Origin of the sequence: Faecalibacterium hominis (ex Afrizal et al. 2022) (assembly GCF_049545105.1) — a bacterium.
Classification (GTDB): domain Bacteria; phylum Bacillota; class Clostridia; order Oscillospirales; family Ruminococcaceae; genus Faecalibacterium; species Faecalibacterium duncaniae.
In genome coordinates, this window is the sequence record NZ_CP186860.1 from 2,933,261 (window position 1) to 2,954,930 (window position 21,670).

Annotated in this window: 19 protein-coding genes and 1 pseudogene; 4 read left to right on the plus strand and 16 right to left on the minus strand. The window is 50.8% G+C overall.

Annotated elements, in window-relative coordinates; genetic code table 11:
* The gene (locus tag ACKXGA_RS14130) at positions 1–5,976 is read right to left on the minus strand and encodes a DEAD/DEAH box helicase family protein (RefSeq protein WP_423730415.1); all 5,976 of its coding nucleotides are present in this window, start codon (positions 5,974–5,976) and stop codon (positions 1–3) included.
* Between the two features lie 161 nt (positions 5,977–6,137).
* Positions 6,138–6,494, minus strand: a complete 357-nt coding sequence (locus tag ACKXGA_RS14135) for a TnpV protein (RefSeq protein WP_423729738.1) — start codon at positions 6,492–6,494, stop codon at positions 6,138–6,140.
* 130 nt (positions 6,495–6,624) lie between these two features.
* Between ACKXGA_RS14135 and ACKXGA_RS14140 the strand changes: the two genes are divergently transcribed.
* Together ACKXGA_RS14140 and ACKXGA_RS14145 are read left to right on the plus strand one after the other, a co-directional pair.
* Positions 6,625–7,290 (plus strand): hypothetical protein, encoded by a 666-nt coding sequence (locus ACKXGA_RS14140; RefSeq protein WP_423729739.1) that lies wholly within the window; start codon positions 6,625–6,627, stop codon positions 7,288–7,290.
* 36 nt (positions 7,291–7,326) lie between these two features.
* The gene (locus ACKXGA_RS14145) at positions 7,327–7,611 is read left to right on the plus strand and encodes an NAD(P)H-hydrate epimerase (RefSeq protein WP_156068789.1); all 285 of its coding nucleotides are present in this window, start codon (positions 7,327–7,329) and stop codon (positions 7,609–7,611) included.
* Between the two features lie 116 nt (positions 7,612–7,727).
* Here ACKXGA_RS14145 and ACKXGA_RS14150 read toward each other — a convergent pair whose 3' ends face one another.
* From ACKXGA_RS14150 to mobQ, 13 genes and pseudogenes are all read right to left on the minus strand, one after another.
* Entirely contained in the window at positions 7,728–8,192 is a 465-nt protein-coding gene (locus ACKXGA_RS14150) for an Hsp20/alpha crystallin family protein (protein ID WP_005924644.1), read from the minus strand.
* A 310-nt stretch (positions 8,193–8,502) separates the two neighbouring features.
* Positions 8,503–9,024, minus strand: a complete 522-nt coding sequence (locus ACKXGA_RS14155; RefSeq protein ID WP_015564846.1) for a DUF1003 domain-containing protein — start codon at positions 9,022–9,024, stop codon at positions 8,503–8,505.
* A gap of 64 nt (positions 9,025–9,088) precedes the next feature.
* Positions 9,089–9,472 carry a hypothetical protein gene (locus tag ACKXGA_RS14160; RefSeq protein ID WP_097779536.1) on the minus strand — a complete coding sequence of 128 codons (384 nt, stop codon included), beginning with the start codon at positions 9,470–9,472 and terminating at the stop codon, positions 9,089–9,091.
* A 204-nt stretch (positions 9,473–9,676) separates the two neighbouring features.
* Positions 9,677–10,036 carry a DUF2500 domain-containing protein gene (locus ACKXGA_RS14165; protein WP_207699155.1) on the minus strand — a complete coding sequence of 120 codons (360 nt, stop codon included), beginning with the start codon at positions 10,034–10,036 and terminating at the stop codon, positions 9,677–9,679.
* A gap of 1 nt (position 10,037) precedes the next feature.
* Positions 10,038–10,385: pseudogene (locus ACKXGA_RS14170) on the minus strand (DUF6054 family protein).
* Between the two features lie 173 nt (positions 10,386–10,558).
* Complete coding sequence (locus ACKXGA_RS14175) at positions 10,559–10,762, minus strand: transposon-transfer assisting family protein (RefSeq protein ID WP_154244646.1); 204 nt, start codon at positions 10,760–10,762, stop codon at positions 10,559–10,561.
* Complete coding sequence (locus ACKXGA_RS14180; RefSeq protein ID WP_423729740.1) at positions 10,752–11,267, minus strand: YodL domain-containing protein; 516 nt, start codon at positions 11,265–11,267, stop codon at positions 10,752–10,754. Before ACKXGA_RS14180 ends, ACKXGA_RS14175 begins: the two co-directional genes overlap by 11 nt.
* Positions 11,268–11,275: 8 nt before the next feature.
* Positions 11,276–12,163: an LPD16 domain-containing protein gene (locus ACKXGA_RS14185; RefSeq protein WP_423729741.1), complete on the minus strand. Its 888-nt coding sequence runs from the start codon at positions 12,161–12,163 to the stop codon at positions 11,276–11,278.
* Positions 12,163–13,977 (minus strand): DNA topoisomerase, encoded by a 1,815-nt coding sequence (locus tag ACKXGA_RS14190; RefSeq protein ID WP_423729742.1) that lies wholly within the window; start codon positions 13,975–13,977, stop codon positions 12,163–12,165. Before ACKXGA_RS14190 ends, ACKXGA_RS14185 begins: the two co-directional genes overlap by 1 nt.
* On the minus strand, positions 13,964–15,589 hold the full coding sequence (locus tag ACKXGA_RS14195; protein WP_423729743.1) for a recombinase family protein: 1,626 nt from the start codon (positions 15,587–15,589) through the stop codon (positions 13,964–13,966). The genes ACKXGA_RS14190 and ACKXGA_RS14195 overlap by 14 nt, the downstream gene beginning before the upstream one ends.
* A 93-nt stretch (positions 15,590–15,682) precedes the next feature.
* Positions 15,683–15,865 carry a hypothetical protein gene (locus ACKXGA_RS14200; protein ID WP_005924684.1) on the minus strand — a complete coding sequence of 61 codons (183 nt, stop codon included), beginning with the start codon at positions 15,863–15,865 and terminating at the stop codon, positions 15,683–15,685.
* 223 nt (positions 15,866–16,088) lie between these two features.
* Positions 16,089–16,430 (minus strand): replication initiator protein A, encoded by a 342-nt coding sequence (locus ACKXGA_RS14205; protein WP_423729744.1) that lies wholly within the window; start codon positions 16,428–16,430, stop codon positions 16,089–16,091.
* Between the two features lie 796 nt (positions 16,431–17,226).
* On the minus strand, positions 17,227–18,804 hold the full coding sequence (gene mobQ / locus ACKXGA_RS14210) for a MobQ family relaxase (protein WP_423730416.1): 1,578 nt from the start codon (positions 18,802–18,804) through the stop codon (positions 17,227–17,229).
* A gap of 538 nt (positions 18,805–19,342) precedes the next feature.
* Here mobQ and ACKXGA_RS14215 point away from each other — a divergent pair.
* Positions 19,343–20,548, plus strand: coding sequence for an IS110 family transposase (locus ACKXGA_RS14215; RefSeq protein WP_117554713.1), 1,206 nt, complete (start codon positions 19,343–19,345; stop codon positions 20,546–20,548).
* 260 nt (positions 20,549–20,808) lie between these two features.
* Here the strand turns inward: ACKXGA_RS14215 and ACKXGA_RS14220 are convergent, their stop codons facing one another.
* Positions 20,809–21,126, minus strand: a complete 318-nt coding sequence (locus tag ACKXGA_RS14220; protein WP_154252803.1) for a DUF3847 domain-containing protein — start codon at positions 21,124–21,126, stop codon at positions 20,809–20,811.
* 331 nt (positions 21,127–21,457) lie between these two features.
* Between ACKXGA_RS14220 and ACKXGA_RS14225 the strand changes: the two genes are divergently transcribed.
* Positions 21,458–21,532 (plus strand): hypothetical protein, encoded by a 75-nt coding sequence (locus tag ACKXGA_RS14225; protein WP_227623140.1) that lies wholly within the window; start codon positions 21,458–21,460, stop codon positions 21,530–21,532.
* The last annotated feature ends 138 nt before the right edge of the window (positions 21,533–21,670 follow it).

Sequence of the window (21,670 nt, forward strand, 5' to 3'; positions counted from 1 at the left end):
TTATCGCCCCTCCTTATCCAGATAACTCTTGAACGGCTTCACCGGCTCCGGCTGATTGGTCTTTTCCCCCAGTGCAGCCAGCACAGACGGACGAGTTGCAGGTGTTTCGGTTTCCTCGGTTTCTTCGGGAGTATCCTGCGAGGAACTGCGGTCACTGTCGATGTTCAGCAAGGCGTTCAATTCAGCAAGGCGGGCAGACTTTTCGGCCAGTTCTTCCTCCTGTGCAAAGGGCTTTGCCACTTCGACCTCTGCGGCCTGCTTCTGCTGTTCAAGGTTTTGCAGAGCATTTTCGGCATCTGCAATACGGTCAGCGAAATTGTCGATGGCATTGTCCAGACGAGTGATATTGCCGCGCGCATCATCGCCCAGCGACACCGGGTAACTCAACTCTGCCCGGAGTACGGCCTGATGCTCATTTTTGAAGCTGTCGAATCGAATGTTCAGTTCAAAGCCACGGTAGGTGCCCAGCAGCATCATATCAGCATTGGGCATCTCCTGCCGAGCCAGCAGCAGCCGTTCGCCTGCAGCCTTTTTGTCATCGTACACCATGCCCTTGATGGTCATGCCGCAGAAGTTTTCTTTGTCCTGCGGGTGTGCTGCTGCAATCTGTGAATCCTGTTGTAAAGCAGCAATGCGGGTTTTCTGTTTCTGAATCTCCTCCGGAAAAGTTTTGAGCAGCTTATCCTCCAGACGATATTTCTGATTCTGGAAGTCTCCGCGCAGCACCTTCAATTTTGCTACCTGCACGTCCAAGTCCATCTTTTCCCGGATGCGAGGGTCGCCTGCACACAGAGCCTTGATTTCTGCGTAAGATAAAGCCTGTTCGTCAATATCATCGCAGGAGCGCATAGGCGACTTGCTCGTCATGATCTGCGAAATGAACTTCTGCTTATTCTCTAAGGTCTGGTACAAGTAGGCGTCAAATGTCGATTCAGTGACGTAATTATAGACGTACACTTGTTTGTTTTGATTGCCTTGACGGATGATTCTGCCATTGCGCTGAGTCATATCCGACGGACGCCAGCCTACATCCAGATGATGCACTGCCACAAGAAGCGTCTGGACATTTGTACCGGCTCCCATTTTTGCAGTGCTGCCCAGCAGCACACGCACCTGTCCGCTGCGCACCTTGGAGAAAAGTTCTGCTTTCTTGTTCTCCGTATCTGCGTTGTGGATGAACTCGATTTCCTGCTCTGGCACACCAGCAGTGAGCAGCTTGGAGCGGATATCGTCATAGACGTTGAACGAACCGTCACCCTTTGGAGTAGACATATCGCAGAAAATCAGCTGGGTCAGCTTCTGTTCCTTGGTGTCGTTCCAGATGCGCAGGACGTTGTTGACGCAGGCATTCAACTTACTGCTGGGGTCATCAGGCAGAGCCGAGTTCATCAACCGCTGATCAAGACCGATTTTGCGGCCATCCGACGTGATTTTCAACATATTATCCACAGAGGGGTCAACAGAACCGCTGTGGACTTCGGCTGCACGTTCGCTCAACGCCTGCACCATATCCTGTTGGATTTCCGAAGGTTTGACCACCACCGTCTCAAATTTTGCATCAGGCACTGGGAGATGAAGCTGGTCGCTGGTCTTGATATCTGCTGCTTCTTTGAACATCGCCATCAGTTCAGGCAAGTTGAAGAACTTCGCAAAACGAGTGCGTGCACGGTATCCGGTGCCTTCGGGCGCAAGTTCGATGGCAGTAGTAGTTTCACCAAAAGTAGAAGCCCACGCATCAAAATGGGTCAGCCCTTTCTGCTGCAAGGTGTTGTACTGGAGATAGCGCATGAGGGTGTACATCTCGGTCATGCTGTTGCTCAGGGGTGTACCCGTTGCAAAAATCACGCCACGGCCTCCGGTGATTTCATCCAGATAGCGGCACTTGCCGAACATATCGCTGGATTTTTGCGCCTCGCTCGTACTCAAACCTGCGACATTACGCATTTTCGTGTACAAGTAGAGGTTCTTAAACGCCTGACTTTCATCTACAAACAACCTGTCTACGCCCAATTGTTCAAACGTAACCACATCATCTTTACGGTCTGCGCCTTGCAGCTTTTCCAGTTTCTGTTTCAGAGACTTGCGCAGCTTTTCCAGCTGCTTTACTGTGAAATGCTCACCAACCTGTGCTTTCGCTTCTTCGATGGCCTCCTCGATTTCATCCATCTGTTCCTGAATCAGACGTTCCTGTCGTTCTGCGGACAAGGGTATTTTTTCAAACTGACTATGCCCGATGATAACCGCATCGTAGTCACCGGTCGCAATTCTCGCACAGAATTTTTTGCGATTACCGGGTTCAAAATCTTTTTTGCTGGTAACCAGCAGCTTTGCATTGGGGTACAGGCGTAAAAACTCGCTGGCCCATTGTTCCGTCAAATGATTTGGCACGACAAAAAGACTTTTCTGGCACAAGCCCAGACGTTTCAGTTCCATAGCGGAAGCCGCCATCTCAAAACTCTTGCCGGCACCGACTTCGTGCGCCAAAAGGGTGTTGTACCCATACAGCACATGGGCAACCGCATTGCGCTGATGCTCTCGCAAATTGATCTCCGGGTTCATGCCCACAAAATGAATGTGGGAACCATCGTATTCACGGGGGCGGGTGCTGTTAAAAAGCTCGTTGTACTTCTTCACCAATAGGGCACGCCGCTGAGGGTCTTTCCAGACCCAGCCAGCGAAAGCATCCTTGATGGCCTGCTGTTTCTGCTGGGCGAGGGTGGTTTCGTTTTGATTCAGCACACGCTTTTCTTTCCCATTCTCCTCGATGGTATCATAAACGCGGCTGTCACGCAAATTCAAGGTATCCTCCAAAATCTTGTAAGCGTTGGCTCGGCGGGTACCGTAGGTTTCAGTGGCCATAATGTCACCAAAGCCAGTAGCAGATTTATTGCTGATCCGCCATTCGGAAGTGTAAGGGGAGTAGCGAACGGTGATGGCATTGTTGTAGCGGATACGATAGGGCGGCTGAAAAGTTTCCATCATAAACTGTTGTACGATAGAGGGGTCAAGCCATGTGGCACCCAAACGCACATCAATTTCAGATGCCTCCAGATCTTTGGGCTGTGCCTTGGTCAGTGCGTCCACATTAACCTTGAACTCCGGGTGGTTTTCCGCAGCAAGTTGTGCCATACGCAGTTTATCACGCACATTACCGGAAAGGTATTCGTCCGCTGTTTGCCAGCCGGCTTCCGGGTCGTCTACATCGGCGACAGGGTCCTTGAAGATCACACCAGACAATTCAGTGGTGATGCGCCCGTACTCGTCGGGTGTGCCCAGCAGTTCTGCCATATAGGGCAAATCCACCTTGCCGTGTTCCCCGATGGACACCGCCAACGCTTCACTTGGCGTATCCACGCTGGTGACGGTGCGTTCCGGGCGAATGGTGCGCTTGGTGAACATCGCCGCCTTGGATTTAAGCTGCCCTTGCTCGTCCAGATTTTCCAGCGAACACAGCAGATAATAGGAGGAATCCTGCTCAAACAGCCGCCCGTTTTTACGGTCGTTCAGCAGACCGTACTTTGCGGTAAAGTCATCGTAGGCGGCGTTCAAACGCTCCTGTGTTGCCTTGATGTCGGCATCTGGGTAATCCTCCAACTGTTGCTGAATCAGGTCATTGATGATCTGCCGCAGTTCCACCATGCCGGTGACGCGCCCCTTGGCGTTATCGGACAATTCCACCTGCGTCATGATGGAGTTTTCGCGGTAGTAGATCTCGCCATCCACCACAGTATAGCTGAAATTTTTCACGGTAGGATCTGCGGGCAGCGTTTTGCGCTGTGCTTCCACATCTGCGACGTCCGGGGCAGCAATCTCCACCGCAGTGTAATTGCCCTCAATATGCTGTACCGCTTCTGCAAGCTGGTCTGCCAGCACTGCACCCTCAATGGGTGCAACGGTCAGGTCGTGACCGTACTGGGTGCTTTCCAGTGTCAGCTGTCCCAGCACCATCTCCGGGTGGTCTACAAAATACTGATTGATATTGAAGCCATCTTCGGTCTGCCCCAGCTGCACCCATGCAGGTTCGATGTCTGCAGGGCGGTCACGCTTCTGCAAAAAGAGGATATCCGAAACAACCTCGGTGCTTGCATTTGCCTTAAAAGCGTTGTTGGGTAAGCGGATGGCTCCCAGCAAATCAGCACGTTCCGCCATGTACTTGCGGGCACTGCTGTCTTTGCTGTCCATCGTGAAACGGCTGGTCACGAAAGCAATCACGCCGCCCGGTCGGATCTGGTCGATAGTCTTGGCGAAAAAGTAGTTGTGGATAGAAAAACCCAGTTTGTTGTACGCCTTGTCGTTGACTTTGTACTGACCGAAAGGGACATTACCTACGGCAAGGTCGTAAAAATCTCGGCGGTCGGTGGTTTCAAAGCCAGCAACCGTAATGTCGGCCTGTGGATATAGTTTTTGGGCGATGCGTCCGGTGATGGAATCCAGTTCCACACCATACAGACGGCTGTCAGCCATGCCAGAGGGCAGCATACCGAAAAAATTGCCAATACCCATGGAAGGCTCCAAGATATTTCCAGACTGGAAGCCCATCTTTTCCACAGCATCATAGATGGCGCGAATTACCACCGGAGAGGTATAGTGGGCATTCAGAGTGGAAGCGCGGGCGGCGGCATACTCCTCTTCGGTGAGCAACCCTTTCAGTTGGGTGTACTCGGCAGACCAGTTTTCCTTGTTGGGGTCAAAGACATCTGCAAGACCGCCCCAGCCTACATACTGCGAAAGCACCTGCTGCTCCTCGGCGGTGGCACCGCGATGCTCCTGCTCCAAAGTGCGCAAGGTCTGGATGGCTTCAATATTGCGGGCGAATTTCTGCTTGGGGCCTCCGACACCCAAATTATCATCCGTGATGTGAAAATTTCCTGCGGCTTCCGGTATCGGTTCAGCGTTCAGGGCTTCGTCTGCGGCAGCAGCATCCGGAAAGGTCTGCCACTCGCCATTGACCTCCACAGAGATAGGCAACTTGTCCAGTTCCTCATCAGGTGTAGGTTCATCCCGCCGCAGACCGTCCTCGAATTGCTGCTTGTTGAGTACCTCGTTATCCCACGACTGCCCATGCGCGCTGGTGTCGATGCGCACATCGGTTTCGCCAACATAGCCGATTTTGCCCTCGATGGTTCGGGTGGGAAGGTCAACAACAACTTCGTCACCGACCTTGTAATCAACAGCCTTTTCAGGAGAAACGTCAATAATTTCATCCTGCTGCTGTTCATACAGTTCCCGGATATTGGGCAACCGTTCAACCCGGAAGATGGGCTGTCCGCTGTTGGTCAAGTCCATGTCCTGCAAGCTGACGGATTTGAACATGAAGTTGACGTGATCCACACGGAAATCCCGGCCATCTAGCTTGACGATGATGCCGATCGGCAGATAATCTTCCTCTCGCAGATATTTTGTCTGATGGTGGGTACCATCTCCGCCCTGTCCGGCTAGATAGATGCTGTTGCCCTCGGCCCACAGCTTCTGCGATTTTGCTACCCACTCTCTGCGCAAAAAGCCGGTCACTTTGACTTTTCCCAGCGCATTTTCCTGTGACAGCAAATTAGAGCGAAAAACTTCCTTTACAGTGATTGCATCTTTGTCATAGAACAGAAAATATCCGCCCAGTTCAAAGCCAATCAGGGTATTGGGGTACTGCTCTTTCAGAGCATTGTATTCGGCAGCGGCATCACCATCCAGCATTGGGAGCTGTCGTTCCGCTTCCTGCACGGCGGCACGATGCTCTTTTTCCTTATCGGTCAGGTAGCGGTCAGACTGAATCATCAGGTCGATGTATTTCTCGACCTGTGTCCAGCTTAACGTAACCTTTTGATGATCCGGGTAGTGGTCAAATTCAAGTCCTTTTCCATCATGATTTACAAAACCGCTGCTGCCATCCAGAAAATCCTGCGAATGTCCGCCGATGCCGTACTCTTTCGCCAATGCTTTAGCGCGGAGTTTGCGGTCGGGCTGTGTCTGGTACAGTTCGATGATCCGCTGCTTGCCATCCTGAAAACCGGAACCATGCTTGCGCAGTTCATTCTCAATTTCAGCCTGCGACAAAACAAAAGCGGAGGGCGATTTTTCGCTCTCCGCTCGGTCGATATGTTCAATTTGCTGGGCTTCGGTGGGGATGGCGGCATCGAAGAAACTTAGCTGTAGATCAGCTCCGTCAGCACCAGTTCCTCGGTCTGCGCTTTCAGGCTGTTCATGTGCTGCACCCAAGCCATCTGATTCTGCTCCTTGTCCGGGGTCGGGTTCTGTTTCAGAAGCTGCGCCATGGTCTGCTGCATCCGGTTCTCTGCCGTCTGCTCCACCTCCATCAGGTGCGGGTACAGGCTCCCGTTCAGGAGCATCGTGTTGTACAGCACCGGGCGATGGTTCATCAGGTGCGTCCGGCGCAGCCTGCCGTACTTGCCCAGCGGGGTCTTCGGCTGATGCAGGGTCAGGTTCGGGAGCTGGTAGTCCCCGATGGTCGAGTAGGTCACGTTCCTGCTGTTCGTATTCATATTGGCTCCTTTCTACATTGCGGCGGCGAATGGTTGTTTTTACGGTGCGCTCAATTTGGCGTAAGACCTCCCGGCTCATGTCGCTGACGGCTGCGCCGAGGGTGTAAACACTGTCTGGGGTGGAAAACTCGTGGATGGCTCGGAAGTCGTCCTTGTCGAACCACCCGGCTGGCTCAAATCCGCAGCGTTCCAGCAGCGTGTAGGTGACGCTGATGGCGGCAGCGGACTTGAACTGCATCTCCACCCCGGCTTCATCATAATCCATCAGGAGCGAGCCGTCAACGATGGCACGGATGTCGCCGCCGTTGTTGTCCCAGTAATCCGCCACCAATTTTCCGGCAACATCGGCAAGCTGCTGGCTAACACGCTCTCCGCTGATGCCGTAGATAGCGGCGAGCATTTCCGAAACAGGCTGTTTCAGATCATCGTTGTACTGCCACACCTCCGGGTCACGGGAATTACGGCGCACACCGGTGTCCGACACATCGAAAACGTAGTGCAGGCGCGGGAATCCGCTGGATTCGTCCAGCAGAGCGATACCCTTAGAGCCACGTCTGACATAGCGGTTCATCCGGTTGTTCCAGATGTCAAAGTCGGCGCAGGCGGTGGCATCCGGGCGCTGGGCGTAGATCATCAGCTGGTCTGCAAAACTGTACTTGTACAGCCGGGATGCAGTGGTCAGGTAGTCCGACCAGTTTTCCCAATATCGGGTCAGTTCCTTTGCCGTTTGCTGGGCGAGGTTAAGGTATTCTTGCGTTTTGTTTGGCATTTTGGCCTCCTTTCAGCTCTGTGGTAAACAAAAAAGCGAGCGGCCTTTTCAGGTCACTCGCTTATGGAATCTATGGTAGTTTATGGCGCACTTCGGCCTTCCGGTCTTGCTGCCTGCGGGCTGATACGCCGTCTGCATAAGAGCGACACCTTTGTGCTGGCTGTAGACCTGCCCAGCGGCATCAACACGGATACCGGGGAGGTTGCCGAGGGTGCTGCCCATGCAGATTTGACCGTAACCTTCGACAGTTATAAGCCTTTGCATATGGCAGAAGCTTCTGCGCCGCTGTGCGGAAAAATCATCTGTGCTGACATTGGCATCCGGGATGAATGGCACCCGGAGTTTTGACGAAGGCTTGCCGCTGCGGAAAAATACCGGGAAACAAAAAATGCCCCCGGAGGGCTTGTTGCGGCTCTCCGGGGGCATCTTATGTGCGTTGTGCCTTGGCGCACACGACCGGCGTTTTACTCGATTGCAATCAGATTCGGGTTCTCAGGCAAAGCCTTCGTCTGCTGAGGAGCAGGCAGCTCGACGTGCAGGACGCCATCCTCGAACTTTGCGTGGATGTCTTCCTTCTTCACATCGCCCACGTAGAAACTGCGTGCGCAGGTGCCGGAGAAGGATTCGTGCCGCAGATAGCGGCCCTTCTTATCCTTTTCGTCATTACTGTGGCTGCGCACTGCCTGAATGGTCAGGTAGCCGTCGTTCAGATCCATCTGAACGTCTTCCTTCTTGCAGCCCGGCAGGTCAACAGCTACTTCGTAACCGTTGTCCGTCTGTTTGACATCGGTCTTCATCATGTTTGCACCGCGCTTACCAAAGGTATCACGAGCCTCACGGTTCATCATACGTTCCAGTGCAGCGTCATTCCAGAACGGATCGAAGAAATCATCGAACAGGTTTTCATGGAAAACAGTCGGCATAAGCATAAATCATTCCTCCAATCCCGGCGTTCGGGTCGGGGCAAAAAATCTGAAGCGTCCACTCGGAAGAGCTTTCCGGGGAGCCTTGCGGCTCTCCTTTTGCCCTTCCTCCTGAGCACGCCACTGTTATAGCATTGTTTTTTAGCACTGTCAATATAAGAGTGCTAATATTCACGAAAAAATAATACTTTTGCAACAATATCTTGTATCTGTCTTTCCCCCATTACCACAATGAGACAAAAATCAACACCGGGAGATGAAATCGCACACCGTTTTCTTTCCGGCTTATCCCATTTTGGCGCAAAAAAGCTAGGATTCAGTTGTTTTCCTGCTGCTTTGTATGATTTTTGCCATCGTTTTGCAGCCGCTTTTCCAGTGCGGACTGCTTGGCAAGAATGGCGTTTACTTTATCGTACAGGTCCTCGATCATGATCTCGGTCTTCAAGTTGACTTTATAGTCATTTTCCGCTCTGCGGCGGTCTTTTTCCTCCTGACGGTTCTGGCTCATCATGATCAGCGGTGCCTGAATCGCCGCCACACAGGACAGTACCAAATTCAGCAGAATAAACGGATACGGGTCAAATGCCTTGGCAGCCAGCACCGTGTTGACCACCATCCAAAGGATCAGAACACCGGTAAAGGAAAAGATAAACGCCCAGCTTCCGGCAAATTTTGCAATGGAATCCGCTGCACGCTGCCCCAGCGTATACTTTTCTTTTTCGCTTTCAGGACTGACGGAGATCTTACTGTCTGCCAGCAGATTCAGCACTTCCTCATCGGTCATGTCGTGCCGGATGTCCTTGAGCACTTCTTTTAATAGTTTTCTGTTTTCCTTCATAACGGTCACTCCTCTCTCATGGATGTTCTTGGGTGGTAAACGGGAAGTTGTCCTTATGCCAAGTTTACTTGTCAATCACAAAATAAGCAATCACCATTACCAAAGAAATGGTCAATCCTATATAAAACTCGGGGAATGCTAATCGAATGCTATTCTGTAAACTGACTTCACCGGTGACAGTCAATGTATGCCAGGTGAGGAATTTATATATTTCGGAGACCACAATCCCAATCACGCCTAATGCGCCTAAACTTTTACTAACAACTCGTTTCTTGACGGGAAACCATACTCCTAAAACAAACAAAATGACAGACACTATTCCAATAGGATTGAGTAGATTTATCAAGCCGGTAATTTCCTGTACACCTTTTAATCCGCCATATTGGTTAAATAACATTGGTAATAAACTAATCAGAAACGCTATTGATAGAATTATTTTCTTTTTCATCCATTCACACTCCTTCGCCAAATTCCGAGTTGTCGAGTTCAGTACATAACGAATCGCTGAAATCCAATTCAGACATCGTGTTGCACAAGTTGATTACATCTGCTTTTTTGAAACCAATTTGTTTGAACATTGAATTTGGCATAAGTCGAAACAACATATTCTGAAATTTCGATAGCTTTTTAGGCATCTTATATTGTGCTGCAATTAGCTCCGCTCAAACCCAAGATAGCGGGTGCCCTGAAAACTCAGCTTTCCAATGTCGCCCTCCACAAGCATTCCGTAGTCCGAACCACTTACGGTAAGCTCCATGCGGTCGCCGCTCTCTACCTGAAAGGTCACATAATAGGTCGTGAACGTATGCGCCATCGTATTGTCTGTATGGTGGCGAGAAACTTCCGTTCGCTTTGCCACAACCGTTGCCGGAACAGTCAGCCGCGGCGAATGGTTGTTTTTATTCCATGTGCTGATATTTCCGATGATGGTGTATAGGATCATGCCCATAACCACAAGGAACAGGATGGGAAACAGAATGCTGAACAGCATATCAATTCCAGCGTAAAACATCTTATTCCTCCCAAATTTCTTCCAGCAGGTCCTTTACATCGTCCAGAAAAGATTCTTCTCCGAGGGTGTTCACCTTGAAGAACACCGCTTGACTGCCTCATGCGGTGATGGCAGACAGCCGGATCGGACTGTCCGCATTCTGGAACATGGTCAGTGTCAGACTCAGGCGGTTGCCGCCCATCATGCTGTACCGTTCAAATACACGGACACTGCACCGGGCATCGCCCTCTTTGAAATCACTGCCTGCCTCTAAATCTTCCGACCAACTGCTGTCCGGGATTTCATTTTCCAGCTTCCGAAGCAGCTTGTCAAAGTTTTTGTTTAGGATGGTCTTTTCAAAGATTGCCATAATGGTTCCTCCGTTCTGACAATTAAAATTCAGTCCCTTATTTTTGATACGAGCAGAGCCACAGGAAAATTGCGGAGAAATCGCTTGAAGAGAGGAATTTTGTCTAATTTGATTATAGCATATCTTTTGGAAGAACAAAATACTTTATGTATGCCGCCCGCAGGCGGCAAAGATCAGTCCAGTGGAAATTCCAGTTCGGCAAACTCTGCATCGGTCAGCAGTTTCAGCTTTTCGATAACACCCTCCGACAGTTCCCGCAGGGCGGTTTCGTCGGGCATCAGGTAGCACTGCATCAGCCGCAACTCGTGGATAAGCCCCAGTCGGGTGCCGGTATTGTAGAGCATCATCAGGGTCAATTCCTCGTGGTCAAAGTTCATGTTCATCCCTCGCTTTCCGGCAGACGGTAGGATTGCACTCCGGGGCATCGCACTTTTCTTTGAGATTCATCAGCACCGAAGGGCGTTCCGGCTGCTTGTCCAGAAACCCCTGTAAATCTTTGAAGCCGATGCTGTCCACATAATGCACAGACACCTCGCCATTGCGTTTGAGTGCGATCACATCGCTGACCGACAGGCTGTGCCCCTCAAAATCCTGCGGACGGGAGAGGTTGAACATCTGAAACAGTTCTTCCAGAACCTCGTTGTCCGGCACATCCTGCCACATGACGGGCAAATCAGCATAGTAGGTGACCTCGTAATGCTCCGGGTCGGGCGTTTTGCCCCAACGATGCAGTTCCCGCATGGAAGCAAATCTTTCGTCGAGGATTTTTTCGTCATGCCGCAGCTGCATCACCATATAAACATCGCACCCTGCGTTCAGAAATTTCTGCGGGATGTCCGCCATGGGTTCGCCGTCAAAATTCTGGTTCCATTTTTGCTGCATCGTCCACCTCACAGTTCTGGCGCAGAACGTGCAGAGGATTTTGGCGCAGACGTATCACTTGCCAGTGCTGCCAGCTTTTCCAATGTGGAAGGGCGGTGATCTGCACTCAGTTCCTCGGCTTCCGCAACTTTGTCCATGACGGCATCGTAGTCCTGCAACAGCCGCCGGCCCTTTTCCAAGTGGTGCGCTTCCAGAATCTGCTCACGGGCTTCCTGAATGGTCAGTTCCGGGGCATCCAGCTGCCCACCGTCCATCACAGAATAATCGCTGTGGTAGAGGGTGTAGTCCCATCCATCCTCACAGGACTGGATTGCAAGGTAGCCTTTGCCGCCCAGTTCCCACGCCGCCTGCTCGTCCTGTGTCTGAATCTCCGGGTAGAAGTCTGCATGGTTTCGTTCCATGACCTCGGCAAACTGGCAGATGTGGAACACATTGCCCAGACCGCCCATGTCAAAGTGATAATCATCCAGATGTTCCAGCCGTGCCGTAAAGCTGCGCCCATCCGGGTAATCCACCTGTACAACTCCGCCATCGGGAATGCGGTAGATGTCGTCATAGTGGCTGTTGATGAGACGAATATCCTTCGGCAGCGTTTCAGGCTCCCAGATGCGCCGCCTGCCGATGCCAGCTTGCGGGATGTTTTCGAGGATCTTCACGCTTTCCTGTTGGATGACCTTGCGGTCATCGTCCGAAAGTTCAAACAGATACCAGTTCCGGGCGGCAGAAATGGCGTTCCTGCCATCGGGCGGCAGGTTCTTTTCCGAGATCTGCCCACTTTCCAGCGGCTCGCCAGTTACCTTGTTATAAGTGGCAAAGCCGACCCCTGCACCGTTTTCCCGGAGATGCAGATAGCGTTCATCGTTGATAAGGTAGACTGCTTCTTTTATCTGCTCCATCAGCACCCACCTTCAAATTCCAGCGAAAACTTGCTGCGGCCATCAGCCTCGGTGCCCAGCAGCACGATAGCATTGTAGGTCTTGCCCTTGGCGCTCTTGCAGTCCTTCAGGCGCACACGACCGTCCCGAAGCAGCTTGTCTGCCACATGAGCGTCCATGCGTTTGCCCAGACGCTTGAAGAACGCATTGTCCTTCCACAGGACAAAACGGCACTCCCGGTTCTCGCAGAACCAGCCCTTTTCACGCTCCACAACATTTGCACCGCAGTTGGGGCAGACACCAATGATTTTGTTTTTCATAAGCGCATTCGCTCCTTTTTTCATTTCCGTGTTCTTTACCAGTTCGGTAATCATCGTATTGATCTCAGTCATAAATTCACTCGGCTCCATTTCGCCGCGCTCGATTTGCAGCAGCTTTGTTTCCCAATCGGCGGTCATTTCCGGGGATTGGATTTCTTCGGGCATCACGGTGATGAGGGCTTTGCCCTTATCCGTGGGCAGCAGCACCTTGGTTTTCTTGGTGCCCTTGCGCTCCAGAAAGCCCTTCTGCACCAGTTTTTCGATGGTGGCGGCTCTCGTTGCCGGGGTGCCGATACCCTGACGCTCCACACCCTCCGGCATACTATCCGCACCCGCTGCCTGCATAGCTGACAGGAGAGTATCTTCGGTGAAATGCTTCGGTGGGGACGTCTGACCCTCTTTCAGTTCGGCACCGGCAACGCTGCACTGGCTCTGCTCTTGCGCATCGGGCAGAACAACTGCTTCCTTTTGCTTGCCCAGAAGTTCCCCCAGCATTTTTCGTTCCATGGCTTTCCATCCGTCGGACAGCACCAACTTGCCTTTTGCGGAGAATTCCTCTCCGGCGCAGATGGTGATAATCGAGGTTTCTGCATAGCGGTGCGGTTCACCTACGGCGCAGAGCAGCCGTGCAGCAATCAGCCGCAGAATCTTCCACTCCCCGGCAGGGAGTGCGGCAAGGTCTGCGTTTGCCATGCTTTTCGTGGGCAGCAGCGCATGATGGTCGGTGACTTTGCTGCCATTGATGACCTGTTGCACATGGATGGGAATCGGCTCCTCCACGGCAAACGCCCTGCCCGTGTCCGTCACCAGTCCCGGAAGGGAAGCCGCCATATCCTCCGTCAAAAACCGGCTGTCCGTGCGGGGGTAGGTGATAAGCCGCTTTTCGTAAAGGCTTTGGGCATAATCCAAGGTCTGCTGTGCCGTAAATCCCAGCAGACGGTTGGCATCCCGCTGCAATGCAGTAAGGTCATAGAGCTGCGGCGGGCTTTCGGATTTCTCCTTGCGTTCCATCTTCTGCACCGTGACACGCCCCTCCTTTCGGCATTTGGAAAGCAGCAGTTCGGCATCCGCTTTCTGGGCAAACCGCTTGCTGGATGCGGTGCCGCCGTCCGCAAGGGTCAGGGCAACCGTGTAGAATTTCTCCGGCACAAAGGCGGCGATGGCGGCTTCCCTCACCACGGTCATAGCGAGCACCGGGGTCATAACACGCCCCACCGCCAAAGGCTGGTTGTACAGGCATGAAAAAAGCCGGGACGCATTGATGCCGACCATCCAGTCGGCTCGCTCCCGGCATAAAGCCGCCTCATATAAGGCATCATATTCTGTTCCCGGTCTGAGCTTCTGAAAGCCTTCCCGGATAGCACTGTCCTCCATTGATGAAATCCAAAGCCGTTCCACCGGCTTTTTGCAGCCGCACTGATGGTAAACCAGTCGGAAAATCAGTTCGCCCTCACGCCCTGCATCTGTAGGATAGTTCTCGGAGGTGACTTTTCTGACTTTGTTACTCGATGGCATCCAATGGGCCGATAAAGCGGTAGAAAATCTGGATTTTCTGGACGTATTCGCCATCGACCTTTTCCGCTTTGGATACCAGAATCTTGTCAATCAGCTGATGCAGAATCTTATAGTTCAGTTCGGTGATGCCAGCGTACTTGCTGACTTCATCAATAAAATCCTGAATCTTGTCCAGCTGATCGTGTTCAGAACGGCCTTCCCGCTCGTACTGCTCAATCTTCTCGGTCAGTTCAGCCTGTTCTTTGTCGTAGCGATCTGCAAGCATTTGAAAACGTTTCTCCGGGAGAAGTCCCTTTGATACGTCCTCATAAAGTTTTGCATACAGGTCTTCGATTTCTGCGATTCGTGCTTTACACTGCTTCAAATCCCGTTTGTGCTGCGCCCGGTCAGAGGACACCCGGAGGTGCATCTGATTTGCAATCTTCTTCACAAGGGCTTCCCGATTGCTCACAGCGGCCTTTGCGTGTGCCTGAATGTCCGCAAAGACAGCTTCATGCAGAACACGGGCTTCCAAATTATGAGAGTCACAGGCTTTCGCACCATATTTCCGATAAGTGCTGCAACAATAAAAGGTCTGATCCAGAACACTGTTACGTTTGCGCCTGTGCTCAACCTTGACTAACATCGTTCTGCCGCAGTCTGCACAGCGGACGATGCCTTTGAAGATATTGTCGTAGTCGGTCTTATCGCACATAAAGCAGCCGGAACGGCTGTAAAGGATTCGCTGCACGTTCTCCCAACGGTCTTGTGGGATGATTGCTTCATGTGTATTCGGAACGATAGCGCGTTCTTCAAACGGAATATAACGCCGCTTTTTGGATTTCATGGACACGGTGGGCTTGGCTTCGTAGATGATGTGTCCGGCGTAGACTGGGCTGTGCAGAACCTGACTGATATAGGCACTGTCCCAATCATACATCTTTTCATCATCAATAAAGCGGCCAAACATCTCTTTCTTGTAGTAACACGGCTTCAAGACTTTTTCATCGTGGAGCCGCTTGGCGATGCGGTGAAGCCCCAGTCCTTCCTCTGCCATTGAATAGATATACTCAACAACGGGGGCGGTGTTCGGGTCGATCACAAGGTGATTGTGGTCGGCAGGGTCTTTCTGGTAGCCAAACGGTGCGCCGCTGGAGATATACTTTCCGCTTTTCTTGCGTGTCCGAAGGGCACTCTTGATTTTTCGGGAAGTGTCTTTGGCGTACATTTCATTGATGATGTTTCGGAACGGGGCAATATCCATCTGAGATTGCTCGTTGGAATCATAACCATCGTTGATTGCAATATAGCGGACACCGTGCTCAGGAAAGAAGATTTCCATATACGTTCCGGTTTCGATGTGGTTGCGTCCAAGTCGGGACTGGTCTTTGGTAATGACTGTTGCCACCTTTCCTTCCCGGATATCATCCAGAAGTTCCTGAAAGGCAGGGCGGTCAGAGTTCGTACCGCTGTAACCATCATCGACATAGTACTGGCAATTCCCGAAACCGTTGCGTGTGGCATACTCCATAAGCATCGCCTTTTGAGTGCGGATGCTCAGGCTTTCGCTGTTTGAACCGTCATCTTTTGACAGCCGGCAGTATAAAGCAGTTGCTTTTTTGTCCTTTTCCATGTGTACCTCCATAATGGAAAAGAGACCTCATCAATCACATTGTAGCGGATGCTGCGTGATGATGCAAGCCCTTTTCCGCAGTAAAACGTCCAATTAGCCAGCGGCGAGATACGATTCGGCAGTTTTACGAATTTCTTCTTCCGCAAGCCGCTGAAAAAGCGTATTCATCGGCACATTGCCGATATAATGGCGTTCCACGATCAGGCGCACGGACTTCGGACTTCTCGGCGCACGTTTGCGTGTAGTGGGCTTCTTCTCAGATTTTTCTTTGTTCAAGGGCAGACCTCCTCATTCATGTGGTGCAAATACGGAAAGGAATGGATGGATTCTATTCGTTTTTCTCTTTTTGTTTTATTACGTTGGTTAGGTGAAAGTTTTCTTTGATACAGTCTTAAAGGCTGCTATACTGCATAGGAAAAATATCTTTTGTGGATGCCATTAAGAATCCGTATCACAGAATCGTGATTTTGGCGGTTCTTGAATCGTGAAAAACGCAGAACTATTCAACATTTGAAATTTTCACAAAGATGTGATTGGGCGAAGAAAACCGCGTTCGTCTGCGCTCAATCAATCCCGCAGCGTCCAATTCCTTAAGCGCACTGGAAACACTGACCGTGCTGCGCCCTAGCTGCTCAGCCAAAGAGCAAATCGTAAAAATGACAAACACGAAACCACGTTCATCTATCCAGAGATTTTTCTGCGAGAGCGTGGCACGGTCGAGCAGCAGCACATAAGTCATTTTTGCAGTCTGGCTCAGGTCAAGTTCCAAAAGGAAGCGTGGGTATGGGAGAAACGGCGGCAGCAGAGTTTGCGTGGTAAGATATTCTGAAATGTTGATCACCTCCAGCTGAAGCAGAAATCAGAAACAAAGAGTATGTAACGAGAATTGGTGGGTTCCAATTCTCCAGTCGCAGAAAAGCACGAAACAAGTGCTCAACTGCGTTAATAAGTTAAGGTCTCCCATATTGGTCCTCGACTTCCCTAGGAGTGGGGAATCGTCCGGCGGCGGACTTGCACCGCACCATTGGCATTTCAGCCACCCCGTCTTCGTTATAACCGGGCTGCGAGTTACAGAAGTACCTTTTGTGAAGTGCCGGACGATTGAACTATTCACTTGTCAAGGAACGTATGGAAGATTTCTGGACTTTGACGGACGAAAACCATCCTTCTACTTGGTAGCCGATGAAAAAGGTCATTTCGTAGCATTGAAAGCAATCTTGTAAACAAAATGTCATAATAGTCCGAGAATGGTCTTGAAAAAGATGCCCTACACTTGGTAGGCATCGAGAACGCCTGTTTCGTAGCATTGGTGAGAAACTTGTAATTGAATTGTAATTCTTGAGACCAAATCTCCGCTTTTGAAAAAATCCTCTCAATAGGTAGGCAACGAAAACAGCCCAAAGACAACCATCTTTTTGAGAATTAACAAAAAGGTCACAAATGACCGACTTTCAAAGAGGCGCTTCTACTATTAACAGAAAAAGTGGCCTAAAACGGGGGGTGTTGGAGAAAATTTCTGCCTTAAAAGTACGCCTCTACTCACTAGCCAGCGAGAATAGCCAAAAGCCAGCAAAAAACAAATGAATTATGTATTTCTGCCACTGATTGCAACGGCATATCGGTGACAGAAAGATCGTTTAGAGCGATTCTTCGCGGTTTGGGGTGGTGGAAATCGTTTTGTGGTTGGACTTTTTCTGCTGAAGCTGCTCCAGCTGTTTCAGCACTGATTCCTTCTCCGGGGTCTTGCCGCCCGGTGCGGAAAGCTGCTGCTTATTCAGCACCATGTCGATATACTTGCGGATATTTTTCAGGGCGGAGATGTCCGGCTGCAAGGTTTCCAGTTGGGTGTGCAGCTCTGCGCTGCTGGATTGCAGCGCAGAAAATTCGGCATCCAATGCCGAAAAATCTACCGCTGTGCTGCCGTTCAGTTTCATCAGAGTGCGGACAGCTTTATTAAAGGTGTCCAGCTCCTCTTTGTGCTGGGCGGCATAAGCGTCCTTGGTCAATTTGAAGTTCTTCTTCATAAAAGTGTCATGGATGGGTTTCTGCTTGGCATGGGCGGCGGCAGCGTCCCTAATCTGGGCGATTGCCCGCATACGGTTTTCGTTCTGTTTCAACTGTCTGCGGAGAGGGGCGGTGATCTGGTTCAAATTTGAGATAGCGGTGTCCAAATCCTCGATGGTGTTCAGGGAATGAGCTTTCAGGTAGTCCACCGCCTGCCGAATCTCCTCAAAGTCCCGGACAGTGCATTTCAGTTTTGCCTTGCCAGACCAATCGCTGCGCTGCTCGTTGCGGAGATTGAAATAGTCCATCAGAAGGTCGGACAGCGTGGGTTCCTTGGCTTTTTCCAGAGCGTCCAGAAGAAGCTGCTTCTTTTCGTTCAGGTCTGCGATCCAGCGTTGCAGTCCACGGATGGCACTGCGGATGGACTGCATCAGGCTGTTGGCGGCTTGAATATCTCGGTTCAGGTTGCCGAGAAAGGTTTCCACTCCACGCTTTTCCATCTGGTGTGCGGCGGGGCCGAGATGCACGGTCGGTATCTGCTGGATGCCCTGCCGTTCAAAGGAGCGCAAGTCAACACGTTCTGGTCTGCCAGCTGCTTCCAGATAGCGGTTGGTGATGGTTTCCCAGCTATGCCGCCAGATTTCGGCGTACTTCTGGTCGTTCCAGTCTACAGTGTTTTCCTTGTGGCACTTCCAGTTGCCGGAAGGAAGCTGAATGCGCTCACCGTTTTCGTCAAGGTCGTATACCTTTCGGGCTTTCGGGAGCCACTCGCCGTGTTCGTCCATTGCCCGGATGGTCAGCAGAATGTGGGCGTGTGGGTTGCCATCTCCCTTGTCGTGAATGGCAAAATCGGCAATCATGCCCTTGGAAACAAACTGCTCCTGACAAAACTCTTTTATCATGGACAAATACTGCTCTTTCGGCACCTCCACCGGGAACGCCAGCACGATGCGCCGGGCAAGCTGGGAGTTCCACTGGTTCTCCACGGCTTCCACGGCGTTCCAGAGGGTTGCCCGGTCTGCATATCCGGGCGGCGCATGGGACGGCAGCATGATCTCAGCGTGGACAAGCTCTTTCTTCTTGTTGTAGAATTTTGTTTTCTGGTCGTACTCGCTGAACAGCCGTTCGCCGCTTTGATAAGCGGCCCCGGCAACAGCGGACTGTCCTTGGCTGCGCTTGACGATGGTGATTTTGAAATGCGGACACGGAATAGGCATCACCTCCAAACAAAAAGACCGCCCAGCAAGATTGCTCTTGATGAACGGTCTGGAATCGTATTCGGTTTTGCTCGCCGCCTTGGAACGGAGTGCTGTGCGCTTCGCTCTCAGGCGGGAGCCGCAAAAGGATAGCTGCAAAGCAGCGCAAGGAAAATGCAGTTTTCCTTGGGATGGAATCGGGCTGGCGCACAAACGCCAGCTTCGATTTCATCGAGCCGTCTGCAAGACCGCAATTTCACCGGAACGGTGTATAATTGCGCCCTATTACAATAGGGTTGGGACCGGATATGGTAGCCAGCCATATTCCATTCCAACTCGTACCTAAGTTACAATAAGAGAGTAATCGGCTGACGCATTGCGCCCTGGGCAGTTACGCCCGCAACAAAGACAGTTCGCCATCTCTCTTGTTGTAGCATTCGTTTTAAGCAGGTTGAGCCACCGCCAAGCGGAGCGTTCGTGTCACCCAATAGATTGAATCGGCAACGAGTAAAGATGGATTCCGGTTGCAAATACAAAAAATGGAGGAAAGATCATGAACGCAGTAGGCATTGACGTTTCCAAAGGGAAGAGCATGGTTTGTGTTATGCGCCCCTTCGGAGAAGTGGTACTCGAACCTTTTGAAGTTTTACATACCGCCCAGAACCTGCACGATCTGGCGGAGAAGCTCAAAGCTCTGGACGGAGAGACCCGCGTTGTTCTGGAAGCCACCGGGAATTACCACAAACCGGTTGCTTTCGTTTTACACGATGCGGGCTTATTTGTTTCCGTAGTCAACCCTGTTCTAATTCACGACTACGACAACAACAGTTTAAGACGTGTCAAGACGGACAAAAAAGACGCTGTTAAAATCGCCAACTATACGCTCGACAAGTGGACACGGCTGCGGCAGTACCTTCCAGAAGATGATACCCGGCTGGCTTTGAAAAATTGTTATCGCCAATACCAGCAGGCCGTAGCGATTCGTACTATGCTGAAGAATAATCTGATTTCATCTCTTGACCTGACCTTTCCAGATGCAAATAAATTGTTTTCAAGCCCCGTGAAGAACAATGGGTGCGAGAAATGGGTCGATTTTATTGGAGACTTCTGGCACAGCGAGTGCGTTTCAAGTCTTTCTGCGAATGCTTTTGCCAAAAAATATCTGAAGTGGTGCCAGAAACACGGATACGTTTTCACTCGTTCAAAATCGGACGAGATCTATGCCTGTGCCGTTAATTCCGCTTCTCTTCCGAAATCGCCCACCTCAAAACTCCTTATCCAGCAACAGGTCGCTCAATTGAAAGCCGTATCTCAGTCAGTTGCTGCATTCCGGCAGGAAATGCTTCGCCTCTCTCAGCAGCTTCCTGAATTTGACACCGTGATGGAAATGTACGGCGTCGGCCCTTCTCTCGGCCCTCAGCTGATGGCCGAAATCGGAGATGTCCGCCGCTTTTCCTCCAAGAAATCTCTCATTGCTTTTGCGGGAATTGAGCCGCAGCCAAACGACTCTGGCAAGGTCGTTGGGAATGACAAAGGAATCAGCAAAGTTGGTTCAGCAGTTTTGCGAAGAACACTTTTTCTGATTATGACTGTTATTTTGCAAACACAGCCACAGGATGAACCTGTTTTTCAGTTCATGAACAAAAAGCGCTCAGAGGGAAAGCCCTACAAAGTTTACATGATGGCTTCGGCCAACAAGTTCTTACGAATCTACTACGCTAAAGTGAAAGCTGTAATGGACTCCGAACGCTCACAGTAAGCATGGATATTTGTTTTTGGACGTAATTTCCTCTTGAGCCTGAGCTAAATCCAAAGAACCACTTAGCTGGCGCAGCGAACCCTTGACAAACCGAAGCATTCAAATGCTATCCTGATTTTGCGGGGGCTGGCTGGGCTTGCTTTGCTATCCCCTCCGTCGCCCTCGCTGTGTTTTGACTAGCATTTGAATGCTGTTTGTCATGGGCAGCGGTTGGTTGGCGAATTTTCTTATTTTAGGGCTTGACTTTTATTAGCAGGTCTTTATTCTAAAGGGTTTTGGACGTTGCTGCGTTCGTGAACGTCATGCACCATCTTTGCAAGCGCCAGCACGACTTCAGGCTGGCGGAACGAGATTTTCAGCAGTTCCATCACCTGATCATCGGTCAATTCTCCCGGACAGACCAGAAAACTTTCCAGCATTCCGGCACGAGTGCAAAGACGATGCACGCGCTCTTTTCGGTTCAGCTCTGACATCTGGCGTTCAAGAATTTTCTCTCGGTGCTGACAAGAGCGCAGCTTCTGCTCTGCCTTGGCTTTTTCGCTGCGGAGATAGGCTAGGTCGGTTTTGGGTTGGGTCATGGCATCACGCTCCTTTACAGCATTAGTGACATTCGATATTTTTGTTGGTTCATGGTACACTACACATAATCAATATGGATAATCTCTCGCTAAAACTGTCATAATCCATTGGAAAAGTGGCGAGCGAAAACATGGACGCTGTTACGATCATTTTCTTAAAGTAAACAGAAAGTAGAGAAGTAAATGAAGGACTCTACAAATCGTAGGTGGAAATAAATCGGAAAACGTGATATGGATTGAGACAGTTCAAGAGAAAGGACAATCGACATGGATAGTCAAAAATTTGGTACGTTCATCTCGGAATTAAGAAAGGAAAGGGGGGTGGACACAACTGGAACTTGCACAAAAGCTAAATGTTACGGATAAAGCAGTTTTAAAATGGGAGCGGGGAGTTTCCCATAGTTAAAGATACCACACCAAATATGATGAACCCACGCTTATACACTACCAGCTATAATAAACCGCAAGGACAGCAATTTGATGATACTGCTGTCCTTTCTTTTATAAAATTGCAGTACACATAAAAAAGCTGTAAAATGATAAA

Excerpts from the sequence above, each read along its gene's own strand:
- ACKXGA_RS14135 (WP_423729738.1), bottom strand. The coding sequence starts at position 6,494 with ATGAATACGAACAGCAGGAACGTGACCTACTCGACCATCGGGGACTAC.
- ACKXGA_RS14145 (WP_156068789.1), top strand. The coding sequence starts at position 7,327 with ATGGAATCTATGGTAGTTTATGGCGCACTTCGGCCTTCCGGTCTTGCT.
- ACKXGA_RS14150 (WP_005924644.1), bottom strand. The coding sequence starts at position 8,192 with ATGCTTATGCCGACTGTTTTCCATGAAAACCTGTTCGATGATTTCTTC.
- ACKXGA_RS14155 (WP_015564846.1), bottom strand. The coding sequence starts at position 9,024 with ATGAAGGAAAACAGAAAACTATTAAAAGAAGTGCTCAAGGACATCCGG.
- ACKXGA_RS14160 (WP_097779536.1), bottom strand. The coding sequence starts at position 9,472 with ATGAAAAAGAAAATAATTCTATCAATAGCGTTTCTGATTAGTTTATTA.
- ACKXGA_RS14165 (WP_207699155.1), bottom strand. The coding sequence starts at position 10,036 with ATGTTTTACGCTGGAATTGATATGCTGTTCAGCATTCTGTTTCCCATC.
- ACKXGA_RS14175 (WP_154244646.1), bottom strand. The coding sequence starts at position 10,762 with ATGAACTTTGACCACGAGGAATTGACCCTGATGATGCTCTACAATACC.
- ACKXGA_RS14180 (WP_423729740.1), bottom strand. The coding sequence starts at position 11,267 with ATGCAGCAAAAATGGAACCAGAATTTTGACGGCGAACCCATGGCGGAC.
- ACKXGA_RS14185 (WP_423729741.1), bottom strand. The coding sequence starts at position 12,163 with ATGGAGCAGATAAAAGAAGCAGTCTACCTTATCAACGATGAACGCTAT.
- ACKXGA_RS14190 (WP_423729742.1), bottom strand. The coding sequence starts at position 13,977 with ATGCCATCGAGTAACAAAGTCAGAAAAGTCACCTCCGAGAACTATCCT.
- ACKXGA_RS14195 (WP_423729743.1), bottom strand. The coding sequence starts at position 15,589 with ATGGAAAAGGACAAAAAAGCAACTGCTTTATACTGCCGGCTGTCAAAA.
- ACKXGA_RS14215 (WP_117554713.1), top strand. The coding sequence starts at position 19,343 with ATGAACGCAGTAGGCATTGACGTTTCCAAAGGGAAGAGCATGGTTTGT.
- ACKXGA_RS14220 (WP_154252803.1), bottom strand. The coding sequence starts at position 21,126 with ATGACCCAACCCAAAACCGACCTAGCCTATCTCCGCAGCGAAAAAGCC.